Origin of the sequence: Sphaerisporangium sp. NPDC005289 (assembly GCF_040607455.1) — a bacterium.
GTDB lineage: Bacteria > Actinomycetota > Actinomycetes > Streptosporangiales > Streptosporangiaceae > Sphaerisporangium > Sphaerisporangium rhizosphaerae.
In genome coordinates this window covers 209,631-225,751 of record NZ_JBEXGS010000013.1, presented here as the reverse complement: position 1 = coordinate 225,751, position 16,121 = coordinate 209,631, and the positions used below count along the sequence as shown (strand labels likewise).

12 protein-coding genes are annotated in these 16,121 nt (G+C 69.2%); 4 read left to right on the top strand and 8 right to left on the bottom strand.

The genetic code is table 11. The features are described 5' to 3' along the window. Positions 1-143: 143 nt before the first annotated feature. Both ABZT47_RS23615 and ABZT47_RS23610 read right to left on the bottom strand, forming a co-directional pair. Positions 144-725: a dihydrofolate reductase family protein gene (locus ABZT47_RS23615; RefSeq protein ID WP_354845826.1), complete on the bottom strand. Its 582-nt coding sequence runs from the start codon at positions 723-725 to the stop codon at positions 144-146. 65 nt (positions 726-790) lie between these two features. After that, complete coding sequence (locus ABZT47_RS23610) at positions 791-1,630, bottom strand: helix-turn-helix domain-containing protein (RefSeq protein ID WP_354845823.1); 840 nt, start codon at positions 1,628-1,630, stop codon at positions 791-793. A 654-nt stretch (positions 1,631-2,284) separates the two neighbouring features. Between ABZT47_RS23610 and ABZT47_RS23605 the strand changes: the two genes are divergently transcribed. Beyond that, on the top strand, positions 2,285-4,045 hold the full coding sequence (locus tag ABZT47_RS23605) for a glycoside hydrolase family 6 protein (RefSeq protein WP_354845820.1): 1,761 nt from the start codon (positions 2,285-2,287) through the stop codon (positions 4,043-4,045). A gap of 117 nt (positions 4,046-4,162) precedes the next feature. Here ABZT47_RS23605 and ABZT47_RS23600 read toward each other — a convergent pair whose 3' ends face one another. Next, positions 4,163-5,545 (bottom strand): alpha/beta hydrolase, encoded by a 1,383-nt coding sequence (locus ABZT47_RS23600; RefSeq protein ID WP_354845817.1) that lies wholly within the window; start codon positions 5,543-5,545, stop codon positions 4,163-4,165. A 92-nt stretch (positions 5,546-5,637) separates the two neighbouring features. Here ABZT47_RS23600 and ABZT47_RS23595 point away from each other — a divergent pair, with 92 nt between their 5' ends. Then, positions 5,638-6,207, top strand: a complete 570-nt coding sequence (locus ABZT47_RS23595) for a TetR/AcrR family transcriptional regulator (protein WP_354845815.1) — start codon at positions 5,638-5,640, stop codon at positions 6,205-6,207. Between the two features lie 389 nt (positions 6,208-6,596). Here ABZT47_RS23595 and ABZT47_RS23590 read toward each other — a convergent pair whose 3' ends face one another. From ABZT47_RS23590 to ABZT47_RS23575, 4 genes are all read right to left on the bottom strand, one after another. Continuing rightward, complete coding sequence (locus tag ABZT47_RS23590; RefSeq protein ID WP_354845812.1) at positions 6,597-7,670, bottom strand: alpha/beta fold hydrolase; 1,074 nt, start codon at positions 7,668-7,670, stop codon at positions 6,597-6,599. A 182-nt stretch (positions 7,671-7,852) separates the two neighbouring features. Continuing rightward, positions 7,853-10,549, bottom strand: coding sequence for an RICIN domain-containing protein (locus ABZT47_RS23585; protein WP_354845809.1), 2,697 nt, complete (start codon positions 10,547-10,549; stop codon positions 7,853-7,855). Positions 10,550-11,286: 737 nt separating this feature from the next. Further along, the gene (locus ABZT47_RS23580; RefSeq protein WP_354845806.1) at positions 11,287-12,363 is read right to left on the bottom strand and encodes an aldo/keto reductase; all 1,077 of its coding nucleotides are present in this window, start codon (positions 12,361-12,363) and stop codon (positions 11,287-11,289) included. 36 nt (positions 12,364-12,399) lie between these two features. Then, the gene (locus ABZT47_RS23575) at positions 12,400-13,050 is read right to left on the bottom strand and encodes a ScbR family autoregulator-binding transcription factor (protein WP_354845803.1); all 651 of its coding nucleotides are present in this window, start codon (positions 13,048-13,050) and stop codon (positions 12,400-12,402) included. Between the two features lie 205 nt (positions 13,051-13,255). On the opposite strand from ABZT47_RS23575, the gene ABZT47_RS23570 reads away from it, so the two are divergent. Then, positions 13,256-14,386: a ScbA/BarX family gamma-butyrolactone biosynthesis protein gene (locus ABZT47_RS23570; protein ID WP_354845800.1), complete on the top strand. Its 1,131-nt coding sequence runs from the start codon at positions 13,256-13,258 to the stop codon at positions 14,384-14,386. Next, positions 14,383-15,483 (top strand): acyl-CoA dehydrogenase family protein, encoded by a 1,101-nt coding sequence (locus ABZT47_RS23565; protein ID WP_354845797.1) that lies wholly within the window; start codon positions 14,383-14,385, stop codon positions 15,481-15,483. Before ABZT47_RS23570 ends, ABZT47_RS23565 begins: the two co-directional genes overlap by 4 nt. Here the strand turns inward: ABZT47_RS23565 and ABZT47_RS23560 are convergent, their stop codons facing one another. Next, the gene (locus ABZT47_RS23560; protein WP_354845794.1) at positions 15,484-16,068 is read right to left on the bottom strand and encodes a TetR/AcrR family transcriptional regulator; all 585 of its coding nucleotides are present in this window, start codon (positions 16,066-16,068) and stop codon (positions 15,484-15,486) included. Positions 16,069-16,121 lie beyond the last annotated feature (53 nt).

Genomic DNA, 16,121 nt, shown 5'->3' with positions numbered 1-16,121 from the left:
TCGAGTTGGACTTGCCGCAGGTGAGGTGCTGGGGCGGATCGGCGTCGGCTGCCGACCAGGGACAGCGATGCGCGAACGCAGCCGGAGGCCCGATCTTGTGTCACCGGTCGCAGTGGACTTCTTCGCGTACCCGCTCAGATCGGTCAACGACGCACCTGATAGCGCAGGTGAAGCACCCGGTTGCCCTGAATCGCCACGTCAGGATCCTCCAGCAGGTGCTGCGCGTGGACCGACCCGAAGTAGCGCTTGCCGGACCCGAACACGACGGGTACGACGTCCATGCGCACCTCGTCGATCAGGCCCGCGGCAAGCAGCTGGCCACCGACGTCGCCGGCGGCGACCTCGACCATGCGGTCACCCGCAAGCTCCTGCGCCTTGGCCACGGCCGCCTCGACGCCGTCGGCGAAGTGAAACGGCGCCTCGGGGTCCCAGCCCTCGGGCATCGGCCGGTGCGACACGACGACCACGTGGTCAATGCCGCTCGGCGGCTTGCCGCCCCAGCCGTCCGTGAGGTCGAAGACGTGGCGGCCGACGATCGTGACTGCGATCTGGTCCCAGTACGCCCGGGTGTAGTCGTAGGACGTCTGCGACACCTTCAGCTCGCCGCTCTCGCCCAACGGGACGTCACCGCTGGACAACCAGTCGAACAGCGGTCCGGGCTGGTCATTCTCGTCCGCGACGAAGCCGTCCACCGACACCGAGCTGTACATGACCACCTTGCCCACGGGGCTCTCCTCTGCTTCGGGGTGCCCCAAATTAGCGTGTCGTGAGCTGTCGCTCTTGTAAGAAATCAATCGGCCGGCAGCGGCCAGCCGTCCAACGCGTGGCCGGGATGTTCGCGCAGGAACCGCCGCCGGATTTCGACGTACCGGGTCGGCGTGAGCCCGGTGAACGCCCGGAACTCGTGGCCGAAGTGGGCCTGGTCGAAGTAGCCTGCGCCACCGGCGAGGTCGCCCCAATCGATCGGTCCGGCGGGGTTGATCGCGAACACGGTGGCGGTGAAGCGGTAGGTGCGGGCCAGCCGTTTCGGCGTGACGCCGATGAGCTCCTTGAACCGCTGCGCCAGATGAGTGCTGCTGACACCGGCTGCCACGCTCAGGTCACCGATCGCCACCGCCCCGCTGGTCGCCGCGATGACGCTGCTCGTATGGCGGACCAGCCCCAGGCCGGTGGTCTCGCACAGCCGTCGCATCAGCTCCTCCTCGAGCAGCGTCAGCATCTCGTGCGGTCCGCCCGCCGTGGCCAGCCGGTCTCGCAGCTCAGCGATGGCGGGCCGGCCCCAAATCTGCTCTACCGTCACCGGTCGGTCACACAGCTCGGCCGCGGGCATCGGCAGGAACGGCGCCAGCCCCCACGGCTTGAAGTGCACGCCGACTGACCGGGTCCGGAGTGGGTAGCCGAACTCGAACGCGCGGGTGGGCATGGTGACCACGCAGCCGTCGGCGTACTCGGCCGTCTCGATGTCCATGCCGGCGCGGATGCGGAACGGCGCCCCGAGGTTGACGATGAGCAACGCCGCCGGCATCGGCGGCAGCGTCAGCCGCGCGTACGGCGGCGCACCCTCCAGGTAGTAGAGGTCGTCGATCAGCCCGTCCAGCGGCGGACGCGGCACTCTGGACACGTACTCCACGCCCACACTATCGCCGACGCCCCGCCGGCATCGAGCGCCGGGATGGCCGCAGCCGAGGTCCGGCTGGAGATGCGGGAGGTCTGGGTCTGTTCGGCCTGCCGTAGCGCCGTCCCGATGATTCGCCGGATCCGGATCCGGTCCCGGGCCGGCGGCTTGATGCGCTCTTCCCGCAGATGCGCCAGCAGCTCGGCGCGAACCCGGTCGACCTGCCGCTCCTTCTCACACACCTCCGCGGCAAGCCACGCCGCGGCCTTGTCGGAATCTGGCCGCGCGTCAGGAGTGCCCGAGGAACCTGATGCGGTTTCTGGAAGACGCGCACCGGTGGGGCTGCTCCGCGTGGTCGGCCCGGTCTACGAGTTCCGCCACGCCGACCTGCGGGACCACCTCGCCGGTCGGTCCAAGGGCTGAAGCTTTCAGGAGGGCAGGCGGGTGACGGAGCCGGTACTGGGTCCTTTACCGAGCTAGGAGGGCTGATCGCGGCCGGCTGACTGGTCGTGGGGGCTTTGCGGCCGGGTGCGCGGTGTACAGGCGTGCGGGATGGGCGAATCGTGGTGGTCGCCCCCCTTCTCTGCCTTGGGGGTTTTCCGTGGCCCGGTTCTGAGGAGGCACAACGTGGTGGTGCGGTGGAGGACGCGGTACCGAGGGATCTTGGCGATGGTCGCGGGAATGGTGGCGTGCGCCGTAGTGGCGGTGGCCATGCCGGCGTTGGCGGCGATGCCGCCGGCCACATGCCGGGTGACGTATGCGAAGACCTGGGACAGCAGCGGGCGGTTCGGGGCGAGCGTCACCATCGAGAACATGGCCTCGCGGATCACCTCGTGGCGGCTGACGTTCACCTGGCCGGGGGAACAGCGGGTGGACAACGGGTGGTACGCGACGTGGAGCCAGTCGGGCAGGAACGTGACGGCGGTGAATCTGCCGTACAACGGGGCGCTGGACCAGGGACAGCGGATCACGCTGGGCTTCAACGGGTCGTACACCGGCACGAACCCGCCGCCCGCGCTGTTCCTGCTGAACGGCGTCGGCTGCCTCGGTACCAACCCGCCGGTGACCCCGACGCCCACCCCGACCCCGACGCCAACGCCTAGTCCCACACCCACACCCACACCCACCCCGACGCCCACGCCCAGTCCCACCCCCACGCCGGATCCCGCGCGGGTCGACAACCCGTACGCCGGGGCCGACGGGTACGTCGACCCCACGTGGTCGGCCGCGGCGGCGGGTGAGCCCGGCGGGGCGGCGGTGGCGCGGACCTCGACCGGTGTGTGGCTGGACCGGGTGTCCCGCATCACTGGCACCTCCTCGGCACCGGGGCTGCGGGCGCACCTCGACGAGGCGGTGCGGCAGGACGCCGCGAACGGCGCGACGCCGCTCACCATCCAGATCGTGCTGAACGACCTGCCGGACCGCAACTGCCTGCGGTACGCCAGCACCGGCGACTTCACCATCGCGGCGGACGGCCTCAACCTGTACCGCGCCAGGTACGTCGACCCGATCGCCTCGATACTCGCCGACCCGGCCTACCGGCGGTTGCGCATCGTCGCGGTGGTCGAGCCGGACTTCCTGCCGGGCCTGGTGATGCCGACCGGCACCATGTACACCATCTACTGCGAACCGGTCCGCGCCAGCGGCGTCTACCCGCTGGCCGTGCGGTACGCCCTGAACCGCCTGTACGGCATCCCCAACGTGTACACCTACCTCGACGCGTCCAACCACGGAAGGCTCGGCTGGGCGGACAACTTCGGCCCGGCCGCCGAACTGCTGGCGAGCATCGGCAATGCCACCGGCGACGGCCTGCCACTCGTGCACGGCTTCACGGTGAACACCGCCGAGTGGGCCGCGCTCACCGAGCCGTTCTTCACCGCCTCCACGATGATCTACGGGATGCCGGTGAAGTGGACCCGCTGGGTGGACTGGAACGACTACGTGGACGAGCTGTCGTTCGCCCAGGCGTTCCGGAACCGGCTGATCGCCGCCGGGTTCCCGCCCACCATCGGCATGGTGATCGACACCTCCCGCAACGGCTGGGGCGGCCCGGCCCGCCCGACGGCGCCGAGCACCTCCACCGATGTGAACACGTTCGTCGATCAGTCCCGGATGGACCGTCGCGTCAGCGTCGCCAACTGGTGCAACCAGACCGGCACCGGGCTCGGCGAGCGGCCGCGGGCCGATCCCGCGCCCGGCATCGACGCCTATGCCTGGATCAAGCCACCCGGTGTCTCCGACGGGGCCAGCGCGGCGGACGTCGTGCCCAACCCGGAGAACATCCCGTTCGACCAGCGGTGCAACCCGCTGTTCTCGGAGCCGCGCGGCGCGTACGTGCCGGGCCAGGCGCTGCCGAACGCCCCGGTGGAGGGGCAGTGGTTCCCCGCGCTGTTCCGGCAGCTCCTGGCCAACGCCTACCCGCCGCTGTAGCCGTCAGGACTGCGCGGCCCATCACCCCCTGGCGGGAGAGCGGCCACCGGACGGCGAGCGGCGCCACGTCGAGCGCCACCGACCGGTGGCCCGCGGCGATCACTGGCAGGCGGCCGGTTAGTCGAGGGTCCGGGACAGCAGGATCCGGGTGAAATGGTCTGGCTGCTCGAACAGCGAGCGGTGTCCCGTGCCGGGAATGACAAGGTGCTCCTTGCGGGGTGCCTCCAGCATGCCGTACCACTCCTCCATCAGTCGCAGTCGTGCGGGCACCTCGTCGGCGCCATCGATGAAGTAGGCGGGGATCGCGAGGCGGGTGAGCCTCGTCCGCAGGTCGAGGTGGCCGGCCCGCGGGTAGTAGAGGTCGAAGGCGTCGAGGAAGCCCGAGAACAGGTGGATCCTGTCCAGCAGGGAGTACTCCGGCGCCACGACACTCTCATCGAGGCCGCCCTGAGCCTCCCCGTAAACCCTGCTCTCGGCGAGGAGCATCGGTTCGTAGCCATAAAGGCTGTTGTATGGCGGCGGCCCGACCGCTTCGAGCGCGGCGGCGAGCTCACCGTCACGGTGGGCACGTGCCCAGGCCAGCGTGTCGGCGTACTGCATGCGGTCGGCGGCGCCGGTGTTCACCGCCTGGCCGACGCCGATGTAGGCGTGGAAGAGCGCGGGACGGCGTCGCGCGGCGAGCACCGCGGGGAGGGTGCCACCGGAGTGCGCCAGCAGGTAGATCCGGTCCTTGCCGAAGCGCTTGCCGAGGTAGCCCGCGACGGCCAGGATGTCGTCGGCCTCGCTCTCCGGGCTCGGCGTCGGTTTGATCGCCGGGTAGGAACTGCCGCCGCCGCGCCGGTCGAGGGTGACCATGACGAAGTGCTGTTCGAGCCCGGCCAGATGGTTGCGCACCGCGCCTCGTTCGGCTGCGCCGGGGGCGCCGGGCACGAACAGCAGGACCGGGTTGGCCGTGTCGGTGCCGCGGATCATCAACCCGAGCCCCGAGACGGTCGTCAGCTCCGCCACGCTGCCAGACCCCGCGATCGGCGCGGTGGTGGCGGGCAGTGTGACGCCGATGGCCACCGCGGCGACGATCGTCGCGAGCACGCCGGTGACCGCGCGGCCGGAATATCGCCGGAGGCGGCCTGCGGTCCGCCCGCGCGCCGGCCGTGCCCCGTAGGCGGCGCCGACGGTCAGTGGAAACAGCCCCAGCAGGCCGTGCACGCCGCGCCCGGTGATCAGGGCGAGTACGCCCAACAGGGTGATTCTCGGAGCGTCGACGCTCGGCCCGCTCGCTCCGATCCTGAGCAGTTCGAAGACTGCCGCGAACACGACCGGCGCCGCGAGCATCGCCCACCGCGACCTGGCGAGGTATCCCGTGGCGGCGCCCGCGGCCAGGCCAAGCCCGATGCTGAGCAGCGCCGCGGCCGGGGTGAGCGGGCCGCGCGGCATGGCCAAGCCCGCGACTGCTCCCCACATCACCGGCACGAGACAGGCGAGCAGGAGTCGTAATGACATCGGCGTTCCCTCCTTCGCTATGTAGCGTCCGCTACATGCATGCGAATGTAGCGGACGCTACAGTGGTGAGGGAAGGCTGCTACGGTGCAGCAATGGACCGCCGTGCCGAGCTCGCCGAGAGGGTGCTGGACTATGTGCTCGAGCACGGGCTCATCGGGTTGTCCCTGCGTCCTCTGGCCGCCGCGCTGGGCACCAGCGACCGCATGCTGATCTATCACTTCGGCAGCAAGGAACGCCTCGTCGGCGACGCCCTCGCGCTGGCGCAGCAGCGGCTGGCCGCCTCGATCGAACCCCCGGGCGCCGAGGTGCGCACGATCGGGGACCTCGTCCGATACCTGTGGACCGCGCTCGACAACGCCTCCAGCAGGCAGGCCACGCGGCTCTACCTCGACCTGTCGGTGCTGACAACCCAGGATCCCGAGCGCTGGAGAACCGCCGTCGAGCAGCTCCGGGCGCCCTGGCACGAGCCGCTGCGCCTCGGCCTGGCCGCGTTCGGCGTCCCGGCAGCGGAGACGCGCGCGGTCGCCGACCTCATCCTCGGCACGCTCGACGGGCTGGCACTCGATCGGTTGGTGGCCGGAGACCCGTCACGGGCGGACGCAGCGGCGGCGGCCTTCGCGGACTTGCTCGACTCCCGGCATCCCTCGGGTACCAGCCCCTGAGTTGTTCAGAATCCGCTCGGCCCGGCCGTGCCGATCGAGTGCACGGGGCATGACCGACATTGCCTTACGACCCCCAAATACCGGACAGGAAAGTACGCGCAACCGTTCACGGCAGCACCTGCCGCGCTCAGCTCACATCGCATACACGTTGAGACGTGTCAACCGGCTCACACGACGGGAACTTCTTGTACTTCCTCTCCCAGGTCCCGAGCGTCGAGTCGTAGAGGTTGATTTCGAGCGTCTGATCCGGCTTGAACCACCAATTCGGCTGGTACCCGCAAGGGAGTAGCGAGAAGTTCGAGGTATGAACGAATTGGTTGTTCTGGTTGTATCCGCCGACGTTCCCTATCGAATAGTCGCCGCCTTGTGAGGCGTCACAGATGACGGCCTCATAGTTCCTCGTGGCCGCGTGCGCCGCGCTGGGCATCCAGCCCAGCCATGTCGTGCCCACGATCGCGAACGTTGCCGCCGTAGACCACGCGCCAGCTCGCATATGCCCTCCCACGTCGAAACGGATGCAGAATCTCGGAACAAGGGGTGCCACCGGAAAAGGGCGGAAACGGACAGCGCCGAAGCGCTGATCGGGCAGAAATCGGAACGTGTCCGTTCCAGGTAGGACATACTCCCAGACCGGCGCCGTGGGCCGGCCGTGGGAGATCTCTCCTTCCTGACTTCCGCCGGCTTTGTTTCCCCCTCGCTGGAAGGGGTGACCAGATTCCCCTATCCGCTAACGTGCGGCCTGCGAAACTACGCGCAGATTTCAAACCTTTGCATCCGAGAAAGAATCCGAGCAGCATCACCAGGACCGGTGTGGTGAGCTTCGCCAGGTTCGCTCGGGTCTGCTCGGCGGAGGGCATGTCGGTGTGGAAGCGCTTCGCCGCCTCGGCCGAGCGGTCGGCGAACCGTGTGGCGTGCGCTTCGGCGGCCTCGTTCCAGGGACTGTAGAAGAACGGCTGCGCCCTCAGGCGCCGGCTCTCGTCGCCGGCGTCCCACGCCTTGAGGTCGGGCAGTCTGCTCTCGTACCAGCTCTCGTCGGCTCGGGCCTCGATCTGGGCGGACCACTGCTCATCGGTGATCTCGATCCCCACCGGGTGCACGGTCGGTGTGACCAGCACCAGGTGTCCTATGCGTTCGGGATGCCGGGCCGCGTACAGCAGCGCCAGCCCTCCGGCCGCCGAATGCCCGAGCAGGTCCATCCGCTCGAGCCCCAGACGCACACGCAGCGCCTCGACGTCCGCGACCATTCGGCCCATCGCGTAGGTGTCCGGGTCGCGTGGCGCCGCGGATTCGCCGGTTCCCCGGTTGTCCAGCAGGAACAGCCGACGCCGCGCCGACAGGCCGCCGAGGTCTCCCAGGTATCGCGAGGACCGCCCCGGCCCACCCGGCAGGCAGACCAGCGCCCGTCCTTCTCCCCGTTCATGACAGACGAGCACGGTCCCGTCGTATGACGCGAATCTGATCATCCCGCCATCCTCGCATCGCAGCCTGTTCGTCGCGGTCGGCGAGAAGGTCGGCCACTCCCGGAGGGCACATGGCGCCTGCCCCTCGCCTCTCGGACGGCCGCTGTCGGGTGACCCCGGGAACGCTGAAGGCCCCGGGCGTTGCCGGGGCCTTCAGGAGGGGCCCTCCGAAGGGGGACTTCAGGTCAGCTGCGCAGGGTCCACTTCTGGTTGGTGCCGCTGTTGCAGGCCCACAGGATGAGCTTCGTGCCGTTGGCGGTGGCGCCGCCGTTGGCGTCCAGGCACAGGCCGGACTGGACGCCGGTGATGGTGCCGTTGGAGTTGACGTTCCACTGCTGGTTGGTCTGGTTGTTGCAGTCCCAGATGATCACCTGGGTGCCGTTCGTGGTGCCCTGGTTGTTGGCGTCCAGGCACTTGCTGCCGAACACCTGCAACTGCTTGCCCGAGGTGTAGGTCCACTTCTGGTTGGTGGCGCCGTTGCAGTCGTACAGCTGGGCCTGGGCGCCGTTGGTCGCCGAGGCGCCGGTGACGTCCACGCATCGGCCCGACTGGGTACCCACGATCGAGCCGCTCTGCTGGCCGGTCCCGCCGCCGTTTCCTTGCCTGACGAGCGACTTGGACTCGGCCGATCGGTTCCCCTGGGCGTCCACGACGTAGAGCCGGTACTCACCGTTCGTGGTCGGGACGGCGATGGAGGTCGCGGTCCCGCCCGCGCTGGTCATCGTGGCGCCCGCGGTGAAGGTCGTCGTGCCCGACGGGGCCAGCCAGACCGTCTTGCTCGCGTCTCCGGCGCTGCGGATCGGGATCGAGGTCACCCCGGCGGCGACGAACGTGCTGGCGGGCAGGACGTAGTCCGACTGGGAGACGCTGCTCTGCGGGATGACGTTCTTGTACGCTTCCTCCGGCCCGGAGTTCACGGCGATGCCGTAGGCCTGCGACGGCCAGACGTAGTCGGAGGACACGAGGATGTCCTGGACGGTGCTGTTCGGCAGGTTCTTGTTGGAGACCTTGTTCACCGGGCCGTAGGTCTGCGTGATGCTGAGGTCGTGCTTACGGCCGAAGTCGTCGGAGTTGATGAGCCAGGTGACGTTCTTGTCCACGCTGAGGACGTTGTCGCGGAAGGTGATGTACGCCGAGCCCTCGTCCGGGTGGAGTCCGTACTTGTGACCGGACGGGACGCCCTGCAGGTAGTTGTTGGTGATCGTGGTTCCCGGCTGGCCGCCCAGCGTGTAGATGGGGGCCGTGTCGCCGAGGCGCTGCACCGTGTCGATGATGTGGTTGTAGCTGATGTTGTTGTTCTTCGCCGTGGTGGTCGGCCGGTTCGGCGCGATGGAGCCTGACGATCCGTCGAAGTTCCACCAGCCCCAGCCGAGCGTTATGCCGGACCACGAGGTCTTCTCGATGCGGTTGTGCTGGATGGTCAGGCCGTCGGCGAAGTACGCCGAGATGGGGCTGTGCCCGTTGAACAACACGGCGCTGTCGTAGATGTAGTTGTTCTTGATCGCGATGTTCTTGGGCGCGCCTTCGACCTGGGCGGAGTACTTCTCGTGGTTGGTCGAGGTGTAGTCGCCGATGTAGACATTCTGGGGATGGCCCACGGTGATGGCCGATCCGGCGATGTCGTTGGTGTAGTTGCCGATCAACTGCGTGTTCACTACGTCGTTGACCATGTTGATCCCGTCGACGCCGGTGTGCTGCACCCGGTTGTTCTGCAGGATGAGCCCGTCGGTGTTCTCGACCTGGATGGCGCCGGGCGCCACGTCGACGTTGCGGTAGTAGTAGGCGTGGAAGTTCTGCTTGGCGTACACCTGCGCGCCGAGGTTGCCCTGCTGGGCCTGCTTGAACACCGAGCCGGCCACGTTGAACAGGTTCCAGTCGGAGTGCTGCACCGTGAGGCCGGAGATGGTGATGTTACGGGCGCGGCTGCTCGTGGAGGTGCCGGCGACCCGGAGAAGGGTGGACACGTTGTTCGGTGCCCAGACCGACGCGGTCGTCATGTCCTCCGAGCTCGCCTTGTAGTAGTACAAGGTCCGGCTGGTCTTGTCGAAGTAGAACTCGCCCGGCGTGTCCAGGAACTCGTAGGCGTTCATGACCTTGTGGGTGCCGCCGACCTGGGCGTTGCCGTTGAAGGCGCCCTGGGCGATGGCCGCTCCCGGCTGCTGGAACAGGGCTACACGGTTCGAGCCGTCGGTGGTGACCTGCCGGACTCCCACGATGGCCGTGGTCCAGGTCGTCGCGGTCTCTATTTCGATGTCGTCCTGGTTGGCGGCGATAGCGGGAAAGTCGCTCTGGCTGTACTTCGATCCGGCGCACTGCGAACCCGATTCCCACGCCCAGGACGCCTGGCCCGCCGTGATGTTGTAGGTTCCGTAGCACCCGGCCGAGTTGATCGTCTTGGAGGCCATGTACGCCCGCTTGTCGTTGACATAGAGCGCGCGCAGTTTGTTACCGCGGTTCAGCGGGGCTTTCCAGATGTTGCCGCTGTGCTGGCTCCATCCGGTCACCTGGACGCCTCCGGTGAGGACCGGCGTCTCGTTCTGGTACGCGGCGTAGATGACCCGGTAGCCGTTGGTGCCGGAGTCGGCCGGCGTGAAGTCGATCGTGCTGCTGACCGAGTAGGTGCCCCCGCGGACGTATACGTAGATGTCGCCCGTCATGTTGGCGTTCACCGTGCGGACGACGTCCCTCGCGTGCTGCAGGGTCCTGAACGGTTGCGTGATCGTTCCAGGGTCGCCGTCGTTGCCGTCCGTGGCGACGTAGTAGGTCGCCTGGGTCGCCGCGGAGGCCGCGGTACTACCTGCGAAGGTCGGCAGCAACACGGCGGCGACGAACACCGCGAGCGCTGCTAACGCCTTCCCCGTGGTGGACAGGGCTGACTTCACGCTCTGTTCCTTTCGCTGGTTCCGAGCAGATGTGTTCGCCGCGCGAGCACCCCGCCGTAGCAGAATTCATCTGGATGTGCGGTTCTCTCCGGTCGTGCGCACCGGGCGTTCGCCTCAGGCGGCTCATAGGCCCTCACGTACGCGGAAGACGGGCTCGCCGGTGCCGCAGGAGCCCTGGTCGTCCACCCCGACGCCCCGCTGACGAGGGTCACCGCCGCCCAGGGGCGAAAGGTCTCCTCATGACACGCCCCAAGAATCCGCGACGGACGTGGATTACCATCGTGTGACCCCGTAACGTATAACGTATGCCGAGTGACGTCTGGGGGTAATGTCGCATTAACCCGGGTGTCTGGCAACAGGTGAGGGAGTGGACAAAGCGCACCTTCGTCCACCCGAATGCCACGACGCCGGGTGCTCTTCCGCGCCACGGTGGATTCCCCGTGAGTCGCGGTGGCACCCCGCCCGACACGCCTACGGCGCGACCTGACGGCTCGGGATCCTGATCTGCCAGGTCATGGCCGGTGTCTTCATCGCGGCGCCGGTCGCCGGCGGCCCGGCGCGAGCCTCCACGCGGTGCCCGCGCCGCACCGGATCCCTGTCGGACCGGCCCGCGTTCCGGGCGGGACGAGGGAGAAAATCGCTGACGTCAGCGGTGGTGAACCACGTCCGCTGATGTAACTTTCAGCAACGCGAGTGATCACGTTCGACGGGGACATGCGGCAGGTGTGCGCCCGGTGTCATTCGCGGGCGGTCGCCGTGGAGGTCATGTCCGCGTACCGGGCGCCGGCGACCTTGGCCGCCAGGGGTTCGAGTACGGTGAGCTCGCCGTCGGACAGGGTCAGGGTGGCGGCTTCGACGTTCTGGCGGAGGCGGCCGGGAGAGCGCGTGCCGGGGATGGGGATGACGGTCAGACCGTGGACGCGGGAGCGCTGGTGCACCCAGGCGAGGGCGACCTGTGCGGGGGTGACGTCGCGGCGCGCGGCGATGTCGCGAACGGGTTCGAGGAGCGCGGCGTTCGCGTCGGCGTGCTCGCCGGTGAACCGTGGCATCGTCAGCCGCACGTCGCCCGCGCTCAGCCGCTGAGCCCCGGCACTAAGCCCTTGCGCGCCGGCGCTCAGCCCTTGAGCCCCGCCCCTCAGCCCTTGAGTCCCGGTGAACGACCCGGTGAGAAAGCCCCGGCCGAGGGGTGAGTAGGCGACCAGAGCCACGCCGAGCTCCGCCGCCGCCGGAACCACAGAGGTTTCGATGTCGCGGGTGAACAGCGACCATTCGGACTGCAGCGCGGCGATCGGGTGCACGCCGTGTGCCGCGCGCAGTTCGGGCCCGGTCATCTCGGACAGGCCGAGGTACCGCACCTTGCCCTCCTGCACCAGCTCGGCCATGGCGCCGACCGTGTCCTCGATGGGGACGGACGTGTCGCGGCGATGTGCGTAGTAGAGGTCGATCTGGTCGATGCCGAGGCGCTTCAGGCTCGCCTCGGCGCTCTGGCGTACGTACGCGCGGTCGCCGCGGACCCGGCTCCAGGACTTCTCGCCCGCTCGCCGGACGATGCCGAACTTGGTGGCGAGGAAGACCCGGTCGCGGTGGGCGCGGACGAACGGGCCGAGGAGACCCTCGTTGTCGCCGTCGCCGTAGAGGTCGGCGGTGTCGAACATGGTGACGCCCAGGTCAAGGGCGATCTGCAGGGTTCTCCGCGCCTCGTCGGGCGCCGTCGGTCCGTAGAACTCGCTGAAGCCCATGCAGCCGAGCCCCTGGGCCCCGACCAGCGGGCCGCCGGTGCCGAGAGGAACTGCCGGGAGGATCGAAGCAGACATTGCGGAGGTCTCCTTGAGTGGCTCCCGGCGGATGTCCTACTGCGGGGAGGCGGCGATGGAGGGGTAGAGCAGGCGGCTCATCTCCGCCCAGCGGCGGGGCAGGTCGGCGCGCCGGTTGAGGACGTCGCACAGGTGCTGCAGACCGAAGAACGCCGACACCAGGATGTAGGCGGCGGATTCGGGGTCCATGCCCTCGCGGAGCTGGCCGGCGCCGCTCGCCTTCGCCAGCAGCGTCGAGAGCGTGGAGATCCACTCGACGTAGGGCTCGGGCAGGGTCGTGTCGGACAGCGAGCGCTCGGCCTGGATCCTGGCTCCGGCCTTGACGATGTCGTCCTCGAAGAACTTGTCGGCGGCATTGGCCAGTAACGCCTGAACGGTCTCCATCGGGGGCAGTCCCATGGCATGCGCCTCGTCGATGCGTATGCGCCAACGGTTGTACAGCTCGCGCACGATCTCGGCGGCGATGTCCTGCTTGTCGCGGAAGTGGAAGTACACCGCGCCCTTGGTCATGCCGACCTGTCTGGCGATGTGGTCGATGGAGGTGTGCGGGTATCCACGGTCGGCGAACAACTCGGCCGCCGCGGCGAGGATCTGGGCCCTGGTCTGAGCGGCCCGCGCCTGCTGAGGCGCATTGCGGGGCGGCGCCTGGTGGGCGACGGTGGCTCTGGTAGTGCCATTCCTACTCACGGGCGTGATCCGTTCTGTGCGACTCCCGTCCAGCATACCGCCTTCCCGGTATGTTCTGCCTCTACCCCTAGTGTACATCGCCAGTTCATGGGCATACTCGCCCAGGCATTACAAAATATACCTTCACGGATGTATATTTTACTTGTTGGCCTTCGACCACTCTCCACCCGCGACTACGCAAGACCCTGATCAAAGGGGGTAGGAAATGAATGCTCAACTGACGGCGGAACAGGTCCGGCCGCCGACCTCCCAGCAGTCGTCGTCCCCGAACACCCGGGGCCGGGACGACATGCCTGAACCCGACCGCGGCCCGCACTTACCCGGCCCGCACTTACCCGGCCCGCACTTACCCGGCCCGCACTTACCCGGCCCGCAGTTACCCGACGCGCACTTACCCGGCCAGCGCTTCGTCTCACGCGAACTGGTCCACAAGGCCGCGGCCGAGCACGTGCTGCTCACCGACGGCGTCCGGCACGCGCCGGACACTTTCCTCATCACGGCCACGCTACCGCGCGACCACTGCCTCTACGAGCAGGACGACTGCGGCCGGATCGATCCGATGCTGCCGACCGAGGCGTTCCGGCAGGCCGCCTACTACGTCCAGCACCGCTTCTACGAGGTGCCCGAGACGCACAAGTTCATCCTCGGCGGGGTCACCCTCGACATCGGCGAAGCGACGCTGCCCACCGGCACCTCGCGGCTCCCGCTCGGCCTGCGGGTCACCTGCACCCCCACCGCCAAGTCGACCCGCCGCCGGCTGTGCATGCGGCTGGACGTCGAGCTCAGCGTGGCCGGAGAGGTCTGCGGGCGCGGCAGCCTTCTCTCCCAGGCGGTGGATCCGCGCATGTACCAGGCGATCCGCGGCCGCAAGCCGGCGCCGGCGCCGGCGCCGACCACATCCCACCCCTTCATCGGGTACCCGCTCTCCCCCGGCGAGGTCGGCCGCCGCCGCAAGGAGGACGTGCTGCTGGCCGACGACGGCGACCCCGGCGGCCGGCTGCTGCAGCTCGACCAGAGCAACACCGAGATGGTCGACCACGCCGTGGACCACGTGCAGGGCATGGTGGTGCTGGAGGCGTTCCGGCAGGCCGCGCTCGCCGCGACCAGGCCGCTCACCGGTCGCCGGGCCTCGCTCACCGGCCTGCGTGTCGAGTTCGCACGGTTCTGCGAACTCGACGCCCCGGTCCGGATCGCCGCCACGCCGCAGCCCGGCCGTCCCGGTGCGGACCGGATGGCGGTCCGCGTCCTGGCCGAGCAGGACGGCGAGGAGGTCGCCGCCGGCACGATGGAGCTCCGGCTGGGCCCTGACACCACCAGTGGACAGGACCGCCGATGACGCTGACCCCGACCTCTTCGGACCACCGTCTGGACGTGACCGAACTCGTGGACCGCGCGGCCCGGCACGCGGCCGAGGTCGACGGTTCCCGCCGGCTTCGCCGCGAGTCGGTGGCCGCGCTGGTGGAAGCGGGATTCCCCCGGCACTTCGTCCCCAGCCGGTGGGGCGGGACGGCCGGAGGCTTCGCGCCGCTGGTGGAGGCGGCGATCACGGTGGGCGAGAGCTGCCCGGCGACCGCGTGGTGCGCGACTCTGTTCGCCGCCCACGGACGAATCGCCGCCTATCTGCCCGAGCAGGCCCGGGAGGAGATATGGGGCCGGGGCCCGGACACCCTGATCGCCGCCTCCGTCATGCCGCCGTCGGGTCAGGCCACGCCCGTGCCGGGCGGCTGGCTGCTGCGGGGCGAGTGGGGCCGGGCCAGCGGGGTGGACTTCGCCGACTGGGTGCTGCTCGCCAGCACGGTGCAGGACGGCGGCGGGGAGACGGTGCGGATCTTCGCGGTCCCGGCCGGGGACTGCCTGGTCAAGGACACCTGGCGGGCCGACGGCCTGCGGGGGACGGGGACCAACACGGTGGTCCTGACCGGCACGTTCGTCCCCGGGCACCGCTCGGTCGCGTTGCCGGAACTGCTCGGTACCGGGCGCGCCGGGCAGGCGCCCTGCCACAACGTTCCCTACACGCTGGTCGCGTCGGTGATGTTCGCCGGCCCGCTGGTCGGAGCCGCCCTGGGTGCGGTGGCGGACTGCGTCTCCACCGCGGGCGCGCGCCTGCCGTCGGATCCGGACGCCCAGCAGGCGCTCGCGCGGTCCTCACCGGAGGCGTCCGCCGCCCGCCTGTTGCTCCATGAGGCCGCCGGCCGCGCCGACCGGGGCATGGTCGACGCGCGGACCGTCGCGCAGAACCGGTGCGACGCGGCGGTCGCCGCGGAGCTCTGCGTCAGCGCCGTCGACCGGCTGTTCGCCGCGCGGGGCGGCCACGGGCTGTCCGAGGATGATCCGGTGCAGCGCCGGTGGCGGGACGTCCACACCGGCGCCGGTCACGGCGCGCTGCGCCTGGCCCCGGCGGCCGACGCGTACGCGAAGGCCGTCCTCGGCTGACTAGGCCATGTCCGGGCCGCCCCGCGGCCCGGACGCCGCCTCCCACAGGTCGTCGAACCGGCGGGCGGCATCGGCGTCGTTGCGCGGAGCGGGATGAGGGATCTCGAAGAACACCGTCATCAGCAGCCGGGCGACGGCTTCGGGGGGGAACCTGCTCGTCACCCGGTTCTCCGCGTGCGCCCGGGCCACGGCGCGGGTCAGCGACAAGGAGATCCGTTCGACCAGCCCGAGGGCGCGCCGGTCCAGCTGCGGAGCCTCCACCGCGAGCCGCAGGGCGGACCTGGCCAGCGGGTCCCGGCGCAGGTGCCGGGTGAGATCGAGCATCGTCTCCCGCAGTGACAGCAGCGCCGCCGTGCCCTCCAGGCGCCGTTCCGCACGCGCGATCAGCTCGTCCCCGGCCTCCTCGATGAGGGCGGCCGCCAGCTCTTCCTTGGAGGAGAAATGACCGTACAGTGCACCTTTGGTCATACTGGTGCGTTCGACCACGTTGAGCAGCGTTGTGCCGTTGTAGCCGTGTGCGGCGAACTCCTCCGCCGCCGCGGCGAGCACAAGCGCCCGGGTCCGGACTGCGCGCTTCTGAGTCACTGCGTCCTCTCTTGGGGCAGATGAGGAGAAAAAAACCTTTGCGAAGGTATGTT

Bases quoted from the DNA above. Each gene is read 5' to 3' on its own strand.
- ABZT47_RS23565 (WP_354845797.1), top strand. From the start codon at position 14,383: ATGACGCTGACCCCGACCTCTTCGGACCACCGTCTGGACGTGACCGAA.
- ABZT47_RS23590 (WP_354845812.1), bottom strand. From the start codon at position 7,670: ATGATCAGATTCGCGTCATACGACGGGACCGTGCTCGTCTGTCATGAA.
- ABZT47_RS23595 (WP_354845815.1), top strand. From the start codon at position 5,638: ATGGACCGCCGTGCCGAGCTCGCCGAGAGGGTGCTGGACTATGTGCTC.
- ABZT47_RS23600 (WP_354845817.1), bottom strand. From the start codon at position 5,545: ATGTCATTACGACTCCTGCTCGCCTGTCTCGTGCCGGTGATGTGGGGA.
- ABZT47_RS23580 (WP_354845806.1), bottom strand. From the start codon at position 12,363: ATGTCTGCTTCGATCCTCCCGGCAGTTCCTCTCGGCACCGGCGGCCCG.
- ABZT47_RS23570 (WP_354845800.1), top strand. From the start codon at position 13,256: ATGAATGCTCAACTGACGGCGGAACAGGTCCGGCCGCCGACCTCCCAG.
- ABZT47_RS23605 (WP_354845820.1), top strand. From the start codon at position 2,285: ATGGTCGCGGGAATGGTGGCGTGCGCCGTAGTGGCGGTGGCCATGCCG.